16 protein-coding genes are annotated in these 20,759 nt (G+C 56.4%); 7 read left to right on the plus strand and 9 right to left on the minus strand.

The window, feature by feature from the left end; genetic code table 11:
- Positions 1–8: 8 nt before the first annotated feature.
- Positions 9–293 (minus strand): hypothetical protein, encoded by a 285-nt coding sequence (locus tag J3362_RS08645; protein WP_349519145.1) that lies wholly within the window; start codon positions 291–293, stop codon positions 9–11.
- A gap of 367 nt (positions 294–660) precedes the next feature.
- On the opposite strand from J3362_RS08645, the gene J3362_RS08650 reads away from it, so the two are divergent.
- Positions 661–1,647, plus strand: coding sequence for an integron integrase (locus J3362_RS08650; RefSeq protein WP_349519146.1), 987 nt, complete (start codon positions 661–663; stop codon positions 1,645–1,647).
- Here the strand turns inward: J3362_RS08650 and J3362_RS08655 are convergent.
- The gene (locus J3362_RS08655; protein ID WP_014576767.1) at positions 1,644–1,919 is read right to left on the minus strand and encodes a YrhK family protein; all 276 of its coding nucleotides are present in this window, start codon (positions 1,917–1,919) and stop codon (positions 1,644–1,646) included. The two genes, J3362_RS08650 and J3362_RS08655, sit on opposite strands and share 4 nt — an antisense overlap.
- Before the next feature lie 62 nt (positions 1,920–1,981).
- Positions 1,982–2,329, minus strand: a complete 348-nt coding sequence (locus J3362_RS08660) for a 4a-hydroxytetrahydrobiopterin dehydratase (RefSeq protein ID WP_349519147.1) — start codon at positions 2,327–2,329, stop codon at positions 1,982–1,984.
- Between the two features lie 128 nt (positions 2,330–2,457).
- Between J3362_RS08660 and imuA the strand changes: the two genes are divergently transcribed.
- The 3 genes from imuA to J3362_RS08675 are packed head-to-tail and all read left to right on the plus strand — an operon-like array spanning position 2,458 to position 7,694.
- A complete protein-coding gene (imuA, locus tag J3362_RS08665; protein WP_349519148.1) occupies positions 2,458–3,147 on the plus strand; it encodes a translesion DNA synthesis-associated protein ImuA in 690 nt (229 codons plus the stop codon).
- A 9-nt stretch (positions 3,148–3,156) separates the two neighbouring features.
- Positions 3,157–4,575 (plus strand): Y-family DNA polymerase, encoded by a 1,419-nt coding sequence (locus J3362_RS08670; RefSeq protein WP_349519149.1) that lies wholly within the window; start codon positions 3,157–3,159, stop codon positions 4,573–4,575.
- Positions 4,575–7,694, plus strand: a complete 3,120-nt coding sequence (locus J3362_RS08675; protein WP_349519150.1) for an error-prone DNA polymerase — start codon at positions 4,575–4,577, stop codon at positions 7,692–7,694. The genes J3362_RS08670 and J3362_RS08675 overlap by 1 nt, the downstream gene beginning before the upstream one ends.
- Before the next feature lie 52 nt (positions 7,695–7,746).
- Here J3362_RS08675 and J3362_RS08680 read toward each other — a convergent pair whose 3' ends face one another.
- The 4 genes from J3362_RS08680 to dbpA all read right to left on the minus strand — a co-directional run bounded on the left by J3362_RS08680 (position 7,747) and on the right by dbpA (position 12,772).
- Positions 7,747–9,081: a sodium ion-translocating decarboxylase subunit beta gene (locus J3362_RS08680; protein WP_081449825.1), complete on the minus strand. Its 1,335-nt coding sequence runs from the start codon at positions 9,079–9,081 to the stop codon at positions 7,747–7,749.
- A 13-nt stretch (positions 9,082–9,094) separates the two neighbouring features.
- Positions 9,095–10,882 carry a sodium-extruding oxaloacetate decarboxylase subunit alpha gene (gene oadA, locus J3362_RS08685; RefSeq protein WP_349519151.1) on the minus strand — a complete coding sequence of 596 codons (1,788 nt, stop codon included), beginning with the start codon at positions 10,880–10,882 and terminating at the stop codon, positions 9,095–9,097.
- A gap of 41 nt (positions 10,883–10,923) precedes the next feature.
- Positions 10,924–11,175: an OadG family protein gene (locus J3362_RS08690; protein ID WP_008172126.1), complete on the minus strand. Its 252-nt coding sequence runs from the start codon at positions 11,173–11,175 to the stop codon at positions 10,924–10,926.
- A gap of 223 nt (positions 11,176–11,398) precedes the next feature.
- On the minus strand, positions 11,399–12,772 hold the full coding sequence (gene dbpA / locus J3362_RS08695) for an ATP-dependent RNA helicase DbpA (RefSeq protein WP_349519152.1): 1,374 nt from the start codon (positions 12,770–12,772) through the stop codon (positions 11,399–11,401).
- A 106-nt stretch (positions 12,773–12,878) separates the two neighbouring features.
- On the opposite strand from dbpA, the gene J3362_RS08700 reads away from it, so the two are divergent.
- Both J3362_RS08700 and J3362_RS08705 read left to right on the plus strand, forming a co-directional pair.
- The gene (locus tag J3362_RS08700; RefSeq protein ID WP_349519153.1) at positions 12,879–13,415 is read left to right on the plus strand and encodes a DUF2058 domain-containing protein; all 537 of its coding nucleotides are present in this window, start codon (positions 12,879–12,881) and stop codon (positions 13,413–13,415) included.
- A gap of 133 nt (positions 13,416–13,548) precedes the next feature.
- Entirely contained in the window at positions 13,549–13,953 is a 405-nt protein-coding gene (locus J3362_RS08705; protein WP_349519154.1) for a hypothetical protein, read from the plus strand.
- An 84-nt stretch (positions 13,954–14,037) separates the two neighbouring features.
- Here J3362_RS08705 and J3362_RS08710 read toward each other — a convergent pair whose 3' ends face one another.
- Entirely contained in the window at positions 14,038–15,810 is a 1,773-nt protein-coding gene (locus J3362_RS08710; RefSeq protein ID WP_349519155.1) for a choice-of-anchor F family protein, read from the minus strand.
- 604 nt (positions 15,811–16,414) lie between these two features.
- On the opposite strand from J3362_RS08710, the gene J3362_RS08715 reads away from it, so the two are divergent.
- Positions 16,415–18,271, plus strand: a complete 1,857-nt coding sequence (locus J3362_RS08715) for a methyl-accepting chemotaxis protein (protein ID WP_349519156.1) — start codon at positions 16,415–16,417, stop codon at positions 18,269–18,271.
- A 57-nt stretch (positions 18,272–18,328) separates the two neighbouring features.
- Here J3362_RS08715 and J3362_RS08720 read toward each other — a convergent pair whose 3' ends face one another.
- Positions 18,329–20,722, minus strand: coding sequence for a phosphoketolase family protein (locus tag J3362_RS08720; protein WP_349519157.1), 2,394 nt, complete (start codon positions 20,720–20,722; stop codon positions 18,329–18,331).
- Between the last annotated feature and the right edge of the window lie 37 nt (positions 20,723–20,759).

A 20,759-nucleotide genomic window follows, 5' to 3' on the forward strand; every position in this document is an offset into this window, starting at 1 on the left:
GCGACTTGTTAAAAACTCCCGAAGACATCTTGGTACCAGAACTTGTCTTCGTCTTTGAACCAAGACTCATTCTCTGGAGTACAAAGTGCTGCGAGTGGCTTTGCTGACAACCTGTAGCGATCCAAGATAGCCAACAGATCCCTCATAGCTTGCTCGTCTACCTCTGATTCTTGAATATGCAGATAGCCGCGGTCGATGCTTTTTATACATGGGATTTCCTGCGCCCAGGTAAAGAAGTGATCCTCGTCGAGCTGTGAATAATAGACCACTGGCTGCGTATCAATTTTGAGCACGGTTCCCTCCGATTTTTAACAGCTAATTATACGAACGCGTACGTATATCACCCGTTCGCAAAACTCCATTCAAACATGCTCAAGAAAAAACGAGCTTCTTCAGTAAAAACAATATCTTGAGCAACAATCACCACGGCTACCGCCGGAGTTATACGCCCTCTCCTGAGCCACTCCTGCTCCCGCCATAGGCGTATAACTCCGCCATTCCTTTTCTAACTTCTCAACCCTATCAGATAGTTACCGTCATTTCTCATGTGATTTTTGGGGTTTTGCGAACACGTTCGTATAACTCCACCAACATCACTCTCTTGACTTCAACCCAAACCGAAGTACTGTATATAAAAACAGCATTCAAGGATGAATGGATATGGATATCCCCACCCCGTTACCTGCACAACCGACCCGTTTTTTAGACAAAGTTCGAGGCTTTATACGCCTGCGAGGCTTGGCATATAAAACAGAGAAAACCTATCTGTTCTGGATTAAACGTTTCATCCGTTTCCACGGCCTCCAGCACCCTGAAGCCATGGGCTCTGGAGAAGTCGAATCGTTTCTCTCACATCTGGTTTTGCAGGCAAATGCAAGCGCCTCTACCCAGAGAGTCGCGCTGAACGCATTGGTGTTTTTATACCGTGAATTCCTTGGCAAACCTTTGGACGACCTGAAGTTCGAACAGTCCAGAAAGCCGGCAAAGCTCCCAACGGTATTCAGTAAGGAAGAAGCCAGCTCTGTAATTCGCAACCTGAGCGGAGATTACAAGCTTGTTGCCATGCTCCTCTATGGTTCTGGTCTGCGTATCAACGAAGCCCTGCGTCTAAGAGTCAAAGATGTTGATATTGATATGCAACAGTTGATTGTTCGAGGCGGCAAAGGCTCTAAAGATCGAATTACACTGCTACCGGATCGCCTCGTCGAACCGTTAAAGCAACAGATCGATTCCGCGCTGTATTTACATCAGGCGGATCTCTTGAAGGGGTTCGGCTCGGTTTATCTTCCAGCAGGCTTGGACCGCAAATATCCAAGCGCCAGCCAAGAGCCCGCCTGGCAGTATATCTTTCCAGCGCAGGAGCTTTCGCGAGATCCTCGCTCTGGCATTCGCCGGCGGCATCACTTGCTCGACCGAACTGTTCAGAAGCATTTTCGCCGGGCTATTCAGGCGGCAGGTATCCGCAAACTCGCGGGTAGTCATACCTTTCGTCACAGTTTTGCCACACGTTTGCTTGAGGCAGGCTATGACCTCCGCACTATCCAAAAGCTACTCGGCCACTCGGATCTGCGCACCACAGAGATCTACACCCATGTCGTTCGCAAGGGCGGTTTTGGCGTTCGCAGCCCGGTTGACGAAGGCTTCTAACTCTCCCAGTTACTGGCTGGAATTCGCTTAACGTGGATGTGGCTGATAAGCCGGATGGTGGGGCGGATCAGGAACTGGAAGCTGCCAATGATAAACAGCCAGATGGCCGCTTTCTCGTATTCCGGGAACAGAAACAGGATGCTCCCCACCAGAAACCAGATGGCGATGAAAAAGTCGTTGATGATGCTGACCACTTCGTAGCGGCGCCGGATGATGAGCTCTTCCCTGCCGAGCTTCAGGGTCAGGGGGTTATCGGTGCGGTTTTCAACCATTCGCTTGGTGGTCTCCGGTCTGGAAGGCGCGCGACGGAAACCGGGTTCCGCCGCGATTGGGATTATTGCATGTCGTTGAAAGCAGCGTCGGTTCTAGCTGCCAGGATAAAGTCGTTCTTGTGCAGGCCGCCGATTTCGTGGCTCCACCAGCTCACTGCGACTTTGCCGTACTCCAGAACAACCACCGGGTGGTGATCTTCTTCTTCGGCAAGTTCGCCAATCTTGTTGGTGAGCTCCAGGGCCTTCACAAAGTTTTTAAGTTTGTAGACCTTATGAAGCTGTTCTTCCCCGTCAATTTCCAGAACTTCCCAGTCTGGAACCTCTTTATGCAGCTGCTGCTTTTCTTCCTCAGTCGCTTTGGCTGCGTTCGGGCTGCAGGCTTCACAGCTTTGTGTTCTCAGGTCACTCATTTCAACCTCCATGGTTGATGGCTGTACTACAAGCGTGGGTCGTGCCCTTCGCTTTATCAACCCTTCTCTTGAAATCCGGTGACTTTCCGAATACTGTATATTTAAACAGTATTTCGAGAGTTTTCATCATGAGCGAGCTTCTGAACACGCTGATGCAGGATGCCCGTGTCTGGCAGGGGCACCGCCATACCCAGACCACACAGCCTGCGGAATCAACCGGTTACCAAGTGCTGGATAACCAGCTCGGTGGCCTGGGCTGGCCCCGAGGCGCCCTGAGCGAGTGCCTTCTGGATGCCCCGGGTATTGGTGAGCTGCATTTGCTTCTGCCGCTTATGCAACGGGTGTGCGAAGAGGGCAGAAGCGTGTTCTGGCTGAACCCGCCGCACACGCCCTATGCCCCTGCCCTGGCCCGGGAAGGCGTGAATCTGGACCAGGTGGTGCTGATCCATACAGAGGATGAGGGCGACTTTCTGTGGACCCTTGAGAACTGCCTGCGTTCACCGGTCACCGGGCTGGTGATGGCCTGGCCGGGAAAGCTGGCCTCACGGGAAGTCCGCCGCCTGCAACTGGCGGCCGAAGCTGGTAGCAATGTGTGTGTACTGTTCCGGGAACGGCGCTACGCCGAGCAGAATTCTCCCGCTGCCCTGCGGCTGGAACTGGAACCGGGGGAGCAGCAGGATCTCAAGGTGAATGTGCTCAAGCGCCGGGGTAGCTGGCCCGGGCAGCGCTGTTCACTGGCCATGGCCCAGCGGGCCGATCTCTCCTTCCGTGAAACCACCCGGGTTGTCCGGGGCCCATGGTCGGGTTCAACCGGGTAATAACGCTCCATGCTCTGGCTGTATCTGCATTTCCCGCACCTGGTGCTGGACCATATTCGGCGCACCCGTGAAGATGAGGGCGCCCTGGTGGTGGTTGAAGGCTCTGGCCAGAAGGTGATCCAGGCCTGCCCCGAAGCCAGGAGCCAAGGCATTCGCAGCGGCATGCGCCTGAAAACCGCCATCAGCCTGGCGCCGGATCTGGGCATGGTGCGGGCCGATGAAACCCAGGAGGCCAGGATTCTGGAAGATCAGGCTCGCTGGCTATACCGCTATGCTGCCCATATTGTGCTGGTGCCGCCCGATGGTCTACTGGCCGAGATTGGCAGCCTTCAAAAACTGTATGGCGGGCTGCCCGCCGTTTGGCAAACCGTGGAACAAGGGCTGAATGAGCGCCAGCTGAATGCCTGGATCGGTATTGGCTATACCCCTCTGGCCGCCCGGTTGATTGCCCGCGCCGGCAAGGGGGAATGCACGGCAGACAAGGGCCACATTCTTCGAAGCCTGAGCCAGATGCCGCTGTTGGCAGCGGAATTCAACGAGAAGGCCAGCACCCGTCTGCAGCGCCTGGGGCTGAACACGCTGGGGGAGGTGTTTGATTTACCGCCCGGTGAACTGGCGCGGCGCCTGTCTCCGGAGTTGCTGGCTTACATCCAGAGAATCCAGGGTACCCGGCCAGATCCCCGCACGCCCTGGCAGCCACCCCACTCGTTCCGGCAACGGGCGGATTTTGTGCAGGAAATAGAACATACCCAGGGGCTGCTTTTTCCGCTCCAGCGCATGCTTGCCGAACTGGAAGAGGATCTGTGCTGGCGCCAGCAGGATACCGACAGCCTGCGGCTGGTTCTGAAGCACCGGCACGCGGAACCAACCCGGCTGCAGATTCGCACATCCGGGCCGGAGCACCGGGCCGATCATTTCCTGAACCTGGTTCGCCTGCGGCTGGAGCAACATTCCCTGAGCGCCCCGGTTATCTCCATGGTTTTGCTGGTGAAATGTTTCCTGTCACGGGAAGCACCCTCCGGGCAGGATCTGCTGGGTGAAACCCAGGATCTGAATGAAGCCTGGCATACGCTGATCAGCCGGCTGCAGGCGCGTCTGGGCGATCAGGCTCTCAGGCAGCTCTCGCCACAGGCGGATCATCGTCCCGAACGGGCCTGGTCGGCCTCGGAAGTTCTGCGTAAAACCGGAACGCCGCTAGTACCGGCAGCAGAGCTGCCCAGACGGCCGCTCTGGTTGTTGAAAGGCCCGCAACCGCTGACCGAGGCGCCCGTTACCTGGTTTTCCGGGCCTGAGCGCATCAGCGGTGGCTGGTGGGATGGCCAGCGCGTGCACCGGGATTATTACATTGCCCAGTTGAGCAGCGGCCAGTTGGCCTGGGTCTTCCGGGATGCCCGGGAAGGCTGGTTTGTGCATGGGTGGTTTGGCTGATGTCCGGGCAAAAGTATGCAGAGCTGTTTTGCTTCAGCAATTTCACCTTCCTGACCGGGGCCTCTCATCCTCACGAGTTGGCTGAGCGGGCGCACGAGTTGGGTTACACCGCTCTGGCCATCACCGATGCCTGCTCCGTTGCCGGCATCCCCCGGGCCTGGGCGGCGCTGGCAGAAAGCCCGGTAAAACTCATTACCGGCAGCTGGTTTGAGTTGTCGGATTCGCCCGCCGGTGCCACTCAGCCTCGCTTTATCCTTCTGGCCCGCACGCGCAAAGGCTATGGCCAGCTTTGCCAGTTGATCACTACCGGCCGTCGCCGGGCTGAGAAAGGCCATTACCAGCTGTTTTACCGGGACATTGAAACCCACACCCTGGATGATTGCCTGTGCCTGTGGCTGCCCCCATCGCCTACCGAGGCGGATTCCGATCAGGTGCTGGCCTGCGGCGAGTGGCTGGCCCGCCTGTTTGACCCCCGGATCTGGATTGCCGCAGCCCGTACCCTGGAATCCGGCGAGGAGCAACGGCTGGCGCGGATACATTGGCTGGCCGATCAATTGCGCATTCCCGTTGCTGCCGTGGGCGAGGTGCACATGCACAGCCGGGAACGCCAGCCCCTGCAGGATGTGCTCGCCGCCCTGCGCAACCACACCAATCTGGAAAATGCCGGCCACTGCCTGTTCCAGAATGGCGAGCGATACCTGCGCCCCCTGCCCGTTCTGCAACGGCTGTTTCCGGAAGCCTGGCTGCATGAAACCCTGGCCATTGCCAGCCAGTGCACCTTCGAGCCCGGTAGCCTGCGCTATGAATACCCGCCAGATCTGGTGCCGGAGGGAAAGACTCCGGCTGGCTACCTGAAACGGCTGACCCGCGAAGGCGAGCGCCGGCGTTACCCGGATGGCACACCACTGCAGGTTCAGAGCCTGATCCGCAAGGAGCTGGGCCTGATCTCGGAGATGAAGTACGAGCATTACTTCCTCACCATCCACGATATTGTCGACTTTGCCCGCAGCCGTGGGATTCTCTGCCAGGGCCGGGGTTCGGCGGCCAACTCTGCGGTTTGTTATTGCCTGGGCATCACCGAGGTGAACCCGGCCCGGGTGGAACTGCTGTTCGAGCGGTTTATTTCCAAAGACCGGAACGAACCGCCCGATATCGATGTGGATTTCGAGCACGAGCGGCGCGAAGAAGTTATCCAGTATATCTACCGGCGTTACACCCGTGAGCGCGCCGCCCTGGCTGCCACGGTGATCCGTTACCGGCCCAAGAGCGCCATTCGGGATGTCGGCAAGGCCCTGGGGTTTGATCCGGCCCTGGTGGAACAGCTGCTGGAAGGCATCGACTGGCGGGACAAGGCCACCAACTGGCGCCAGCAGATTCTCGACAAGAAAATTACCCGCAACCCACAGGTGGCGGACCAGTTCTTTACCCTGGTTAATACCCTGCTGGGCTTCCCACGGCATCTGTCCCAGCACGTGGGCGGTTTCGTGATCAGCGCCGGGCCACTGGCCGAACTGGTGCCGGTGGAAAATGCCGCCATGGCCGACCGCACCGTGATCCAGTGGGACAAGGACGATCTTGAAAGTCTGGGCTTGATGAAGGTGGATGTGCTGGCCCTGGGCATGCTCTCCGCCATTCGAAAAGCGCTGGAATTGATCAGCGAAGAGAAAGGCCAGCCTTTCCGGATACAGGACATTCCCCAGGAAGACCGTGACACCTACGCCATGCTTCAGACAGGCGACAGCATCGGCGTTTTTCAGGTGGAATCCCGGGCCCAGATCAACATGTTGCCCCGCCTGAAGCCGGAAACCTATTACGACCTGGTGATCGAGGTGGCCATCGTGCGGCCCGGCCCCATCCAGGGTGACATGGTGCACCCGTACCTGCGCCGCAAGCACGGCCTGGAGCCGGTGGACTACCCGAACGATGCTGTGCGCAAGGTGCTGGAGCGCACGCTTGGCGTGCCCATCTTCCAGGAACAGGTGATCAAACTGGCCATGGTGGCGGCCGGCTTCTCCGCCGGCGAAGCCGACCAGTTGCGCCGGGCCATGGCGGCCTGGAAATCCCACGGCGACCTGACCCCGTTCCGGGAAAAGCTGGTCACCGGTATGCTCGAGCGTGGTCACGATGCCGATTTCGCCGAGCGGCTGTACCAGCAGATCTGCGGCTTCGGTGGCTATGGTTTCCCCGAATCCCACGCCGCCAGCTTTGCCCTGCTGGTGTATGTCTCCGCCTGGATCAAGCGGCACTATCCGGCGGCTTTCTACTGCGCCCTGCTCAACAGCCAGCCCATGGGATTTTATTCCCCTTCACAACTGGTGCAGGACGCCCGGCGCCACAATGTCACCGTACTGCCACCGGATGTGAATGCCAGCCAGTGGGACCACACCCTGCAAGGCGAAGACCGCCATCTGCGCCTGGGCCTGAGAATCATCCAGGGCCTGTCCGTGAGTGGCGCCGAGCGCATCCACCAGAACCGACCAGCAGGCGGCTACCGCTCTGCCAGCGAACTTCGCCGCCTGGCCACCCTGAACCAACGGGATATGGAACTGCTCGCCGGCGCCAACGCCATGCCAGCATTCACCGCAAATCGCCACCAGGCCTATTGGCAGCTGCTCGACCACGAACAGCCCACCGAACTGTTCGCCGAAGAGGCCGCTGTCGACTATCAGCCGGAATATTGCCAGCAACTGCCGGAACCCTCCGAAGGCCAGAACGTGCTGGCAGACTACGCCAGCCAAGGCCTCACCCTGCAACGTCACCCCCTGGCGTTACTGCGGGAACAGGGCCATCTGAAGTTTTGCCTCAGTGCCGAACAACTGAAAGCCACCAAAGCCGGCATCCCTGTCCAGGTCGCCGGCCTTGTCACCGGCCGCCAACGCCCTGGCTCCGCCTCCGGCGTTACCTTCGTCACCCTGGAAGACGAAACCGGGAACGTAAATGTGGTGGTATGGCTGGAAACGGCACGGCGGCAGCGGAAGCCGTTACTGACTGCCCGATTACTGCATGTAAAGGGAGTGCTGGAGCGGCAGGGGGACATTGTCCATGTGATGGCGGGACGACTTTCGGACCTCAGCCACCTGATTAAGTCGTTGCCCGTTCATTCCAGGAATTTCCATTAGCCACAAAAAAACCCCGCCCAAAGGCGGGGTTTTCGGTACTGCGGCAAGAGGATCAGCTCAGGAGCTTGATCATCACACCAGCAGCAACCGCAGAGCCGATAACGCCGGCCACGTTCGGGCCCATGGCGTGCATCAGCAGGAAGTTCTGCGGATTGGCTTCCAGGCCCACCTTGTTGGAGACCCGCGCTGCCATCGGCACCGCAGATACACCGGCAGAACCGATCAGCGGGTTGATCTGTTCTTTGCTCAGCTTGTTCATCAGCTTCGCCATCAGAACACCCGAGGCGGTACCCACACCGAAGGCCACGATACCCAGGCCCAGGATGCCCAGGGTCTGGGCGTCCAGGAACTTGTCTGCCATCAGTTTTGAACCAACGGACAGGCCAAGGAAAATGGTCACGATGTTGATCAGAGCGTTCTGGGCAGTGTCGCTCAGGCGCTCCACCACGCCACACTCGCGCATCAGGTTACCGAAACAGAACATACCAAGCAGCGGTGCCGCATCCGGCAGGAACAGAACGACCGCAATCAGAACCACCAGCGGGAAGACGATCTTCTCTTTCTTGCTGACCGGACGCAGCTGCGTCATCTTGATCTTGCGCTCTTCAGGAGAGGTCAGCGCCTTCATGATCGGCGGCTGAATCATCGGCACCATCGCCATATAGGCATAGGCAGAGACAGCAATCGCACCCAGCAGATGCGGCGCCAGAACGCTGGCAACATAGATGGAGGTTGGGCCGTCAGCACCACCGATGATACCGATAGCGGCCGCTTCCAGAATGTTGAAATCCAGAACACCGGTCCAGTCCAGCAGCGCAGCACCGATAACGGTACCAAAGATACCGAACTGGGCTGCAGCACCCAGAAGCATCGTCTTGGGGTTAGCCAGCAACGGACCGAAATCGGTCATCGCACCCACACCCATGAAGATCAACAGCGGGCCAACGGTACTGCCGATAACTACGGAGTAGAAGTTATACAGCATGCCATTGCCGTAACCGAAATCCTGGGCCAGGGAGTTGGCCATCGCCATTTCGGAGTAGCTGGCTTCTTTTACAGCCACCTTGAAGGCTTCTTTCAGCTCGGGTGTTACTGCCTGGCCGGCCTGGTAGGCCACATCCAGAGGTGCTGCAAGGGCAGCCAGTATCTGGCCCGCCTCATTCTTCAGGGCAAAGTGGATGGCATTTTCCGCCGCAGTCAGGGCGAGGCCTGCCTCCGGAATATTCGCCAGAATGCCGCCGAACCCGATGGGTACCAGAAGCAATGGCTCAAATCCCTTGCGAATGGCAAGGAACAGAAGAAGAAGGCCGATGGCGATCATGATCACCTGGCCGATCTCAATGTTGAACAGGCCACTGCCTGTCCAGAGCGTCATTAATTTATCCATGGAATGCTGGCCCTTATGCGATTGTCAGCATTTCATCATCAGGGGAGACGGCATCACCGACCTTGATGAAGACTTCGCCGATAGTGCCGGCTTTCGGCGCGCGAACCTCGGTTTCCATTTTCATGGCTTCGAGGATAATCATCACATCGCCCTCTTCCACGGTGTCACCCGGAGAAACCAGGACCTTGAAGATGTTGCCGCCCAACGGTGCAACCACAGGCTCGCCTTCACCCGCTGCGGGTGCCGGAGCAGAGGAAGCAGCCGGCGTTGAAGCCGCACCGCCCTCACCCTGGATCTGGCTGATCTCGCCACCTTCGGAAACGGCAACCACAAACTTCTTGCCATTCACTTCAACGGTGTAGGTCTCGGGGCCTTCAGACTTCGCGGCCGGAGCAGCGCTTTCAGCGGTCGGAACCGGCTCGAACGCATCCGGATTGTTACGGTTTTCCAGGAACTTCAGGCCGATCTGCGGGAACAGCGCGTAGGTGAGCACGTCGTCTTCGACGTTGTCGGCCAGCTTGATGCCCTTCTCGTCGGCCAGCTTCTTGAGTTCGTCAGTCAGCTTGTCCATTTCCGGCTCAAGCAGATCCGCCGGACGACAGGTCACAGGCTCTTTGCCATCCAGAACACGCTCCTGCAGTTCCTTGTTCATCGGCGCCGGTGCAGCACCGTACTCGCCTTTCAGGATCGCGGAGGTTTCTTTGGAGATGGACTTGTAGCGCTCGCCGGTCAGAACGTTCAGTACCGCCTGGGTACCGACGATCTGGGAAGTCGGGGTTACCAGCGGTATGAAGCCCAGGTCTTCGCGAACCTTGGGAATCTCGTCCAGAACCTGGTCGAACTTATCGCTGGCGTTCTGCTCACGCAGCTGGTTTTCCATGTTGGTGAGCATGCCACCCGGTACCTGGGCAATCAGGATGCGGGAATCGGTGCCACGCAGGCTGCCTTCGAATTTCGCGTACTTCTTGCGCACCTGGCGGAAATAGCTGGCGATTTCTTCGAGAAGGTTCAGGTCCAGGCCGGTATCACGGTCAGTCCCTTCCAGAATGGCAACCACGGCTTCAGTGGGCGAGTGACCGTAGGTCATGCTCATGGAGGAGATCGCGGTGTCCACGTTATCGATACCGGCTTCCGCTGCCTTGATGGCGGTAGCGGTCGACATGCCAGTGGTGGCGTGGCACTGCATGTGGATCGGAATATCCAGCTCTTTCTTCAGACGGCTGACCAGATCATAGGCCACGTACGGCTTGAGAATACCGGCCATGTCCTTGATCGCAATGGAGTCTGCACCCATGTCGGCAACTTCTTTCGCCAGCTCTACCCACATCTCGATGGTGTGCACCGGGCTGGTGGTGTAGGCAATGGTGCCCTGGGCATGCTTGCCGGTCTTGCGAACGGCTTTAATGGCACGATCCAGGTTACGGGGATCGTTCATCGCATCGAAAATACGGAATACGTCAACGCCATTTTCAGCGGCACGTTCACAGAAACGGTCCACCACATCATCCGCATAATGACGATAGCCCAGCAGGTTCTGGCCACGCAGCAGCATTTGCTGCTGGGTGTTGGGCATGGCTTTTTTCAGCTCGCGGATGCGCTCCCAGGGATCTTCGCCCAGGTAGCGGATGCAGGAATCAAAGGTAGCGCCGCCCCAGGATTCCAGGGACCAGAAACCGACCTTGTCGAGTTTCTCGGCAATCGGCAGCATGTCATCCAGCCGCATACGGGTGGCAAGCAGGGACTGGTGGGCGTCACGCAGGATAACGTCCGTAATCCCCAGCGGTTTCTTTGTGTCAGTCATCGTGTCAGCCTTCTGTTTAAAGGTTCTAGTCTTTTACCGGTTCACTTCTTGTGGCGGGACCGGAATTGTGCAATCGCCTTCTTGATGGCCTCGGCGGTGTCAGGGTCAACCGACGCGGGCGCCTTCGGCTTGGCACGTGGCGTTTTGGCCGGGGTTGCCGGCTCTGGCGGCGCAAACCGTCCTATGAGCTTGGACATGAGGAGTGTCGCGAACACCAGAATAATGAGGAACACGAACACAAACCCCATTCCGGCAATCATCAGATCGACGGCTTGTGACATCAGGTCATTCATATCGAACAGCTACCTGTATTGATTTATATTTCTCCCGATCTGTGCCCGGACTGACCAGTTAGACTAAGGTCTAACACGCTTCCGCGACAATTCGGGGGGCAAAATCCTGCGTAATTTACCGTTTTCAGGGTGCCCGAGCAACCTGAATGCAAAAATCTATACGGGGTTTCCGAGCGTCACGGCCCGAAAAGACACGCATTTATACAGACGAAGCAATTCTCATTCAGGCATATCGAACGCGAATTTTCCGACCCTTGACCTTGCCACTTTCGAGCCTGGCCAATGCCTTACCTGCAAGCGACTTCTCAACCGCCACAAAACACTGATGGTCAAACAGATCGATCTTGCCAACAGCCTTGCCGGGCAGGCCTGCTTCGCCGGTCAGGGCACCCAGGACATCGCCTGGACGGACCTTGTCTTTGCGACCACCGGCAATGCACAAGGTCTTCATGGCGGGCACGACCGGTTTCAGCGGCGTCGCCAAGAGTTTCTCCGTGTCTCCCCATGTCACGCTGCGGCCTCTTTCGGACTCAATGCGGGTAATCTTGTGCCCCTGGGCCGGCGTGCAGAAGGTAACGGCATGACCCTGCTCCCCTGCCCGGCCGGTGCGCCCGATCCGATGGGTATGAACTTCGGGATCCCGCGCAGGCTCGGCGTTGATCACCAGAGGCAGAGACTTTATGTCGAGGCCACGGGCAGCCACGTCGGTGGCAACCAGGATGGAGCAGCTCTGATTGCCAAAGCGCACGAGCACGCTATCTCGATCCCGTTGCTCCAGATCGCCATGCAAAGGCAGCGCAGAGAAACCCCGCTCACCGAGTTCCGCCGCCATGTCGTCGCACTGCTGCTTAGTGGTGCAGAAAACGATGCAGGACTCGGGCTGACGCTCGGAAAGCAGCGCCACGATGGCATCCGATTTGGACTGTGGCGACACTTCGTAGAACAGCTCTTCAATGTCCGGGTTGTCACCGGTGTCCTCGGCCCGAACGTCCACCGGGCTTTTCTGGTACTGCTTGCTCAATTCACGGATGGGCGCCGGCCAGGTCGCCGAAAACATCATGGTCTGGCGTGATGGCGGAGTCTGGGACAGGATGTCTTCCATCGCTTCCTGAAAACCCATATCCAGCATTCGGTCCGCCTCATCAAGCACCACGGTTTTAAGCCGCGCCAGCGAGAGGGTCTGCTTGCGCAGGTGATCCTGAATCCTGCCCGGGGTACCCACCACAATATGGGCGCCGTGGCTCAAGGACCCGATCTGGGGACCGATGGCAACACCGCCGCATAAAGTCAGCACCTTGATATTGTCCCGGGCCCGCGCCAGCTCACGGATAGCTTTGGCGACCTGGTCTGCCAGCTCACGGGTCGGGCACAGCACGAGCGCCTGAACCGCAAACAGCCGGGGATTGAGCCGTTCAACCAGGCTGATGCCAAACGCCGCCGTTTTTCCGCTTCCGGTTTTGGCCATGGCAATGATGTCTTTTCCCGCCAGCCCCGGGGCAAGGGCCTTCGCCTGAATCTCTGTGGGTTGGGCAAACCCCAGCTGGTTGAGGTTCGAGCACATGGCGGTAGACAGGCCAAAGTCGTTAAAAGAAGACATAGAAGAAAATCCCGGATTCAGCGGAAGCTGGTTATGAAGGCGATAATGAGGGCGTATACTAGGCCGAAATGATACCAGAATATGCAACGAAAGAACGGAGTTACTGATGGCATCCCTGCAGGATCAATTGCTGAAGGCCGGCCTTGCCGACGAGAAAAAAGCCAAGGCCATTCGCAGCGAAAAACGGAAGAAAAGAAAGCAGCAACCCAAGGGCGCTGTCGAGGTTAACGAGGCCGAGATCCGGGCGCGCGAGGCTCGGGAAGAAAAAGCCGAACGGGATCGGCAGCTGAATCTGGAGCGCCAGCGCGCTGCCGAGAAAAAAGCCATCCACGCCCAGATCCGTCAGTTGGTGGAGACCAATCGACTGGATCGCAGCCGGGGTGAAACCTCCTACCAATTTGTCCATGACAAGAAGATCAAGAAGCTTTTTGTGGACGACACCATGGTCGATCAGCTATCCCGCGGCCGCCTGGCGATTGTTTTCGTGAACGACAATTACGAGATTGTGGCTGAAGGCGTTGCCCGAAAAATCATGGAGCGAGATGAGAGCGCCGTGGTGGTACTTCATGATCGCAAACAGGACGATGCGGGTGAGGATGATCCTTACGCAGGCTACGAAATCCCTGATGATCTGATGTGGTAACGCACTTCTCAACCGCAGACTCACCCTTTTGACACTACATGCAGCCGGGAAATGCATAGGTACTACTCATAACCCCAAAACTTCTGACTTGGCCTATAATTTAGTTATATCCATAGAACAAAGGGGATTAACCATGAGAGTGAAAAATTCATTGAGCTTGATTGCTGGCGCCACGTTACTGGCGTCTTTGGCCAGTATGCCGGTTGCCGCCCAATCGGAAGACCAGGTTTTCGGACGGGAACTGATGACCCAGCAAGAGCTGCAGGAACACCGCACAACCATGCGCAACCTCAATACCGACGCCGAACGTGCGCAGTACCGCCAGCTTCACCATGAGCGGATGATGGAACGAGCCAGAGAGCGTGGCGTGGAACTCAGGAACGGGATGGGACAGGGTTCCGGGCAAGGCATGGGGAAAGGCCAGGGCATGGGTCAGAAGAACGGCCAAGGTATGGGCCAGCAAAATGGACAGGGCGCCGGGGGTGACGGTAAAGGCAATAATCAGCAGTATAAGATGAAAGGCTCGAACAGCCAGTAGTCGGAAGTTTCTGTTCCGGAACACAAAAAAGCGGGGCTGATTTTCAGCCCCGCTTTTTATTTGCGCCTTTTAACGGCAGGATATTCAGGCATTGCTTAGACGCTTGCGCGCCCACAAGCCGCCCAACGCCATCAGAACCAAGCCTGGCAGAACTGGATCGAACGGAGCACCCGGTTTGCCTGCGGTGCAACCGAAGATGGTACCGCCGCCACTACTGGGCGCTGCAGCGGGCTCTTCCGGTTCGGGTACAACCGGCGTTACCGGTATGGTCGGCTCATCCACTGCATCGTTCAAGCCAGTTACACGCAGTGTGAAGGTACAGTTGGTTACGTTACCGTCACCGGAACAGGTTGGCCAAGATGAAGCATCGGCCACACTGATGGTGGTGTTGATGTTAACGTTGGCCAGATCCTCTATCGGACCCTGTACGTAACCCGCTACACGCTCATAGTCAGCAGGTGCCGAGATAATCAGCGCGTTTACCTCTTCCAGGGTAACGAGTGTCCCGTCTGCTAACTCGTACATCCCCTCTTCACCCTCATCTGCAATCCACGTAGCGTAAAGAGAATCGTCGCCAGCGTTCAGTACTTTAGGAGGATTGCTCGCCCAGTCTGCAAACTGTGCAACCTCTACTGCCTCACCATCGACAAGAATCTTGAAGCCCGCCCCCGTACCGTTGAAATCAGCCACATAGAGCGCAGAAGCATCCAACTGTGTAAGAGTGATGGCATCATCAGTCGCGCCCGCCGGATCGCCCTCATCCAGGGTGTCGACAAGCGGCTTCACATCACTCACATCAATGATTTGAAGTTCGCTGGCCTCATTAGTCACGGTGGCGAAAAAGTCACCATTTGGATCGTAATTCTGGGCGTTAATCTCGATCTCAGCCGTCAGCGGATCACCATCAAGATCCCGAGTGTCTACAATGACATTTTGAAAATCCTTACGAAATGTCTTCCAATCCTCCGCATCTGTCGCAGGATCATCGTAGGCCAGAAGGATGGAGTCATTCGCAGGATTACCATCGTGATCAATAAACCACCCTGTCGGAACGTTGGCCAAAGCCAGCCAGTTTCCTCCGGACAGCCCAGCATATTGAGTAGGTATGTCGCCACTGGTTTCCAATACATCTTCATTAGCGACAGTTGCGCCTTCAGTAAACGCTGCGACGCTGGTACTGAAGAACGGCAGTCCTTCCACTCTGCTGCCGCCGAAGAGACCGCCAGGATATTTGCCAATAGGCCCGATAGAAAGCTTGCCAGAGTCGTCTGCCAGGAATCCGAATGCCAAACCATCGTCCGCTACGGAGCTGGTGAAATCATTACCAACACCAAAACCGGTTTCAAAGCGGAAAGCTTTGAGGCCACCATCAACCGAATTGGTTATATCAGTCAGGTTTGAAAACTTCCCGATCACCCGATAGAGCTTCGTTTCCTCATCAGGGGTCACATCAAACACGAGGTCAATGGGCCCGTTGGTTTCAACTGTCTTCAGTTTGAAACGCTTTCCGGAGTCACCAGGTGCTTGGCAGTTAACTGCAAGGTCAGGCTGCGCCATGATACAGCCGGCAAAGGCATACACATCCGGGCCGACGGTTCCGTTGAAGGTCTCATTATATACAGCCAGACCCAACCCGATCTCACCACTATCATTAACCGGATCAAACCAGCCAAACGTTGCGGTACCCTCTGTATCGGTATAAACCAGCGTCTTTCCCTCAATCGGCGAAACCGAGAGGTTATCGGTATTTACGTTCTCCACAGTTGCTGAAAGCGCTGCTTGCGACAACCCTACGATTGAACACATCACCGCCATGGCAAGCGGTTTCCTCGCAAATTGTTTTTTTGTAGCTATCATGAATTTTCCCTGTATGTACCCTGAAACCAATCCAAAACCTCCAAAGCTTTGGACTATCCATCTTCGAATCTAAAGCACTCTTAGGAATATAGAAATATGGTTTCGACATAAGAACACACACCTTTAATTACTTTTGACCTCCCCACTGATGGATGGCTGTATAAAGGGAACTACCGGCACCCATTCACCGCATCTAATTCAATGAGTTAGAACCACTTCTCACCTCATTGATCTGGCATTCATGTTAGCCATCAGACCTCACTGACCGCGCTTGACCCACAAAACTGCGACAATCTGTCACACCCGCCCTGACCGCCAAAGACTCAGATACCTCTCTCATGGAAGACATGGGGGCGTCAGAACATTGCGAGTAAAGGTTTGTGATAGCTTTTTTCTCACGATCTATTAGCTTTTCGTGTCATAAAGTAAGCAAATGGCAAACATCTGTTACCGTAATCCCCTGGAATATTGAAGTAAAAACAGACCTAATAGGCCGAGAATAAAAATACCGAATATTCCAATGGCGTATCAGAAATTTTTCTTCCAAAGAACGGCCCAGACTGAAAGCCACTGATATCGTTCACGCGATCTTTCAAGGACACCCATGGCATTTTCAAGCTTTCTCACTAACATGACCATTCGAACCAGGTTGGCAGGAGGATTTGCCATCCTACTGCTTCTGACCATTCTGGTAGGCCTGGTCGGCGACCGCGCACTGGACAGTTACGGCCAACGTTCGAACATCGTTGCCATGCTCGGACAGGTAAACACCAACCTGACCGAAGCCCGGGTTGAAGAGAAAAACTTCTTGCTGACTGGTGAGGCGCAGGCTGTCGCTCAGACTCAGGCCCAGGGCGATCGGGTTCTGGAGCTGACCAATGACATCAAGCCGCTGCTCGCAGTACCCAAGGATATTGAAACCTTGGGCCTGATTCAGGCGGACGTAAAAAAATACCAGCGGCTCATGGGCGAGGTTGAAACAAACATTGGTGAACGGGAGGCAGCGCTCGAGCGCCTTGAAACCAGTGCCCGCATTTTCGGATCTTCCCTGAAAGCTCACAGTTCCCTGTTTTTTGCCTCCGCCATTTTTGAAGATATGCGCCGCTCGGAACGCAAATTCCTCATCGAACAGGACGATGCGAGTTTGAAGGCGTATCTCGAGGACGCGAAAAGAGTCCAGGGCCCTCTGAAATCCGCGGCCATTACTGACGACGAGAAAAAGCAGATCAATACAGCGCTCGACACTTACGTCAGCGAATTTCGAGCGGTTGTTGATCTGACCAACACGGGGGAGCAGCTCTCTGATGATATGGTCAGCACTGCGAGGAACGCCATCGAGCGGGCTAATGACCTCCGGGCGCTTCAGGCCCAGAAAATGGAGGCTGATCGTGAGCAGGCTTCCTGGTTTATCTTCGGCGCGACCGGTATCGCACTTATTCTCGGCATCCTGATGGCCTTCCTCATTACCCGCGCCATCGTCTCCCCTGTCAATCAGGCGGTGAATATTGCGTCCGAAGTTGCCTCTGGCAATCTGACCGTAGACATCAAGGCAAGCGGTACCAACGAAATTGGCCGTCTGATGGCCGCTCTGGCGACCATGGTAACCAGCCTCCGGGAATTGGTAAGAAGTATTGAGTCGGGGGCGTCCAATATTGCCGCCTCGGCAGAAGAACTCTCGACCGTTACCAGCCAGACCAGCGATGGCATCAATCGCCAGAAACAGGAAACCGATCAGGTTGCCACGGCCATGAATGAAATGACCGCAACCGTTGGCGAGATCGCTCGCAGCGCCGAGCAGGCCTTTTCGGTGGCAACCGATGCAGCGAGTCAGGCAGTTGATGGTGAGCGGGAAGTTCGCGAAACCGTGGATCAGGTCAACAACCTGGCGCGGGAAGTCAGCCAAAGCATGGAAACCATCCAGGGACTCCAGAGAGAAACCGCCAACATCGGCACCGTGCTGGACGTCATCAAATCCGTCGCCGAACAGACCAATCTCCTGGCACTGAACGCTGCCATTGAAGCAGCACGGGCTGGCGAGCAGGGTCGCGGTTTTGCCGTGGTGGCTGACGAAGTACGCTCCCTCGCGCAGCGGACCCAATCATCCGCCCAGGAAATCGAGTCGCTGGTAACGTCTCTTCAGAGCAGTGCCGGCAACTCGGTATCTGCCATGGAGTCGAGCACTACCATGGCCTCGAACACCCTTGAGCGTGCCACGGCAACCGGAGCGACCATCGAGCGCATTGCCCGGGCCGTCGAGGACATCAAACAATACAACAGCCAGATTGCCACAGCCTCCGAGCAACAGACTTCGGTGGCCGAGGAAATCAATCAGAACATCACAAGCATCCGGGATGTTACCGATCAGTCCGCCGCCTCATCGAACCAGACCGCCAGCTCCAGTAGCGAACTGGCCAGACTCGGCAGCGATTTGCAGAATCTGGTCGCGCGATTCCGACTATAAGCTTTTCAAAACATTCACGTTTACGAGCATCGTCGAGGTTGGTCGCAAAATACTGATCTACCTCGACTCGGCCCATTGCCAATTCCGTATCTCGAGCAAGTCCTGCCCTTCTCTCTCAATGAATTGCTTGTGCTCCGACAACCGATCCTGCATGTGTTGCTTCAGATACGCCCCTCTCTGCATGAGACTCGGCACACGATCAACTACGTCCATGACAAGATGAAATCGATCAAGGTCGTTCAGGACAGCCATATCGAAAGGCGTTGTAGTAGTGCCCTCCTCTTTATACCCACGGACATGAAGATTTTTGTGATTGGTTCTCCGATACGCCAGCCGGTGAATCAGCCATGGGTATCCGTGGAAAGCAAAGATGATTGGCTTGTCGTTGGTGAATAAGGTGTCGAAGTCACGTGACGAGAGGCCAACGGGGTGCTCCTCTTTTGGTTGCAGGGTCATGAGATCAACGACATTTACCACCCGCACCTTTAGATCCGGTACATGCTCACGCAGGAGTTTGACGGCTGCCAGGGTTTCAAGGGTGGGCACATCACCGGCACATGCCATAACCACATCCGGTTCCCCATCGTGACCGTTACTCGCCCACTCCCAGATCCCGATGCCCGAATGACAATGTTTGATTGCCGACTCCATGCCCAGCCACTGGGGACTCGGCTGTTTACCCGCCACAATGACATTCACCTTATCCCGACTTCCCAGGCATTTGTCGGCAACGCACAGAAGCGTATTGGCATCCGGTGGCAGGTATACCCTCACGATGCTGGCTTTCTTGTTTACGACATGATCGATAAATCCCGGATCCTGATGGGAGAAACCGTTGTGATCCTGACGCCAAACGTGAGATGTCAGCAGTATGTTGAGCGAGGCCACTGGTCTGCGCCAGGGAATACCCTGACTTACCTTGAGCCATTTCGCATGCTGATTGAACATCGAATCAATAATGTGGATGAACGCTTCGTAGCAGGAGAAGAATCCGTGACGGCCCGTTAACAAATAACCCTCAAGCCACCCCTGACAGGTGTGTTCGGAGAGGATCTCCATTACCCGGCCATCCGCTGACAAATGATCATCGTAATCCATGCGCGCTGCCTGCCAGGTTCGATCCGTTACCTCCAGCAGAGCGCCAAGTCGATTGGACACCGTCTCATCCGGGCCCATCACCCTAAAATTCCGGTTTTCTCTATTCAGCGCCATGACATCGCGGAGGTATTCGCCCAGACGTCGCGTCGCTTCCCCCAGCACTGCGCCCGGTTCCGGGACATCAACTGCGTAGTGGCCAAAATCGGGAAGTCGCAGATCCCTGAGCAACAGACCTCCGTTGGCGTGGGGATTGGCTCCCATCCTGTATAAACCCTGCGGGGCCAACGCTGCGAGTTCAGACCTGAGCGATCCTTTGTCGTCGAACAACTCCTCGGGCCGGTAGCTTTTCATCCAGTTTTCCAGCACACGCAGGTGCTCTGGTTTACTGGCCAACTCGGCAAAAGGTACCTGATGGGCACGCCAGTAGCCCTCAACCCTTAAACCTTCAACTTCTTTGGGGCAGGTCCAGCCCTTTGGTGTTCGCAGAATGACCATTGGCCAACGGGGACAGCCTGCGCCCCTGCCATTTCTGGCCAGAGACTGGATCGAGCGGATCTCGTCCAGAACCTCATCCATAACCGACGCCATCCTCTGATGCACCGCCAGAGGATCATTGCCTTCAACAAGGTAGGGTTTGTAACCGTAACCGGAAAACAGGTCCTCAAGTTCTTCCGGGTTTATTCTTGCCAATATGGTGGGGTTGGCGATCTTGTAGCCGTTTAAATGAAGGACCGGCAACACTGCACCATCGGTAACGGGATTCAGAAACTTGTTGGAATGCCAGGCGGTTGCGGCCGGGCCGGTCTCTGCCTCGCCATCGCCAACCACGCAGGTCACAATCAGATCGGGATTGTCGAAAGCGGCACCAAAGGCATGGCTGAGCGAGTACCCAAGCTCGCCGCCTTCATGAATCGAGCCAGGCGTTTCCGGTGCGGTGTGGCTCGGGATTCCGCCTGGAAAGGAGAACTGGCGAAACAACGTTTTCATCCCCTCCTCGTCACGACTCACACTGGGGTAGACTTCGGAATAGGTGCCCTCCAGATAGGTGTTGGCGACAATGCCCGGCGCGCCGTGACCTGGCCCCGTGACGTACATGATGTTCAGATCCCGCTCGCGAATCACCCGATTAAGGTGCGCATAAACCAGGTTGAGCCCGGGCACCGTACCCCAATGTCCCAGCAGCCTCGGTTTTATATGCTCAAGTTTCAGGGGCTGCCGCAACAGTGGGTTATCCTGAAGATAGATCTGACCAACGGAAAGGTAATTGGCCGCTCTCCAATAGGCGTGAATGCCTTGCAGCTCATCGGGAGTAAGCGGGCCTTCATAGTGACTGGCAGTCTCGTTACTATCCATGAACTTAGCCTCCCTGCCCTATGGCAATGGCTAGCAA

The sequence above is a fragment of the Marinobacter sp. NFXS11 genome, assembly GCF_040148675.1.
Lineage (GTDB): Bacteria > Pseudomonadota > Gammaproteobacteria > Pseudomonadales > Oleiphilaceae > Marinobacter.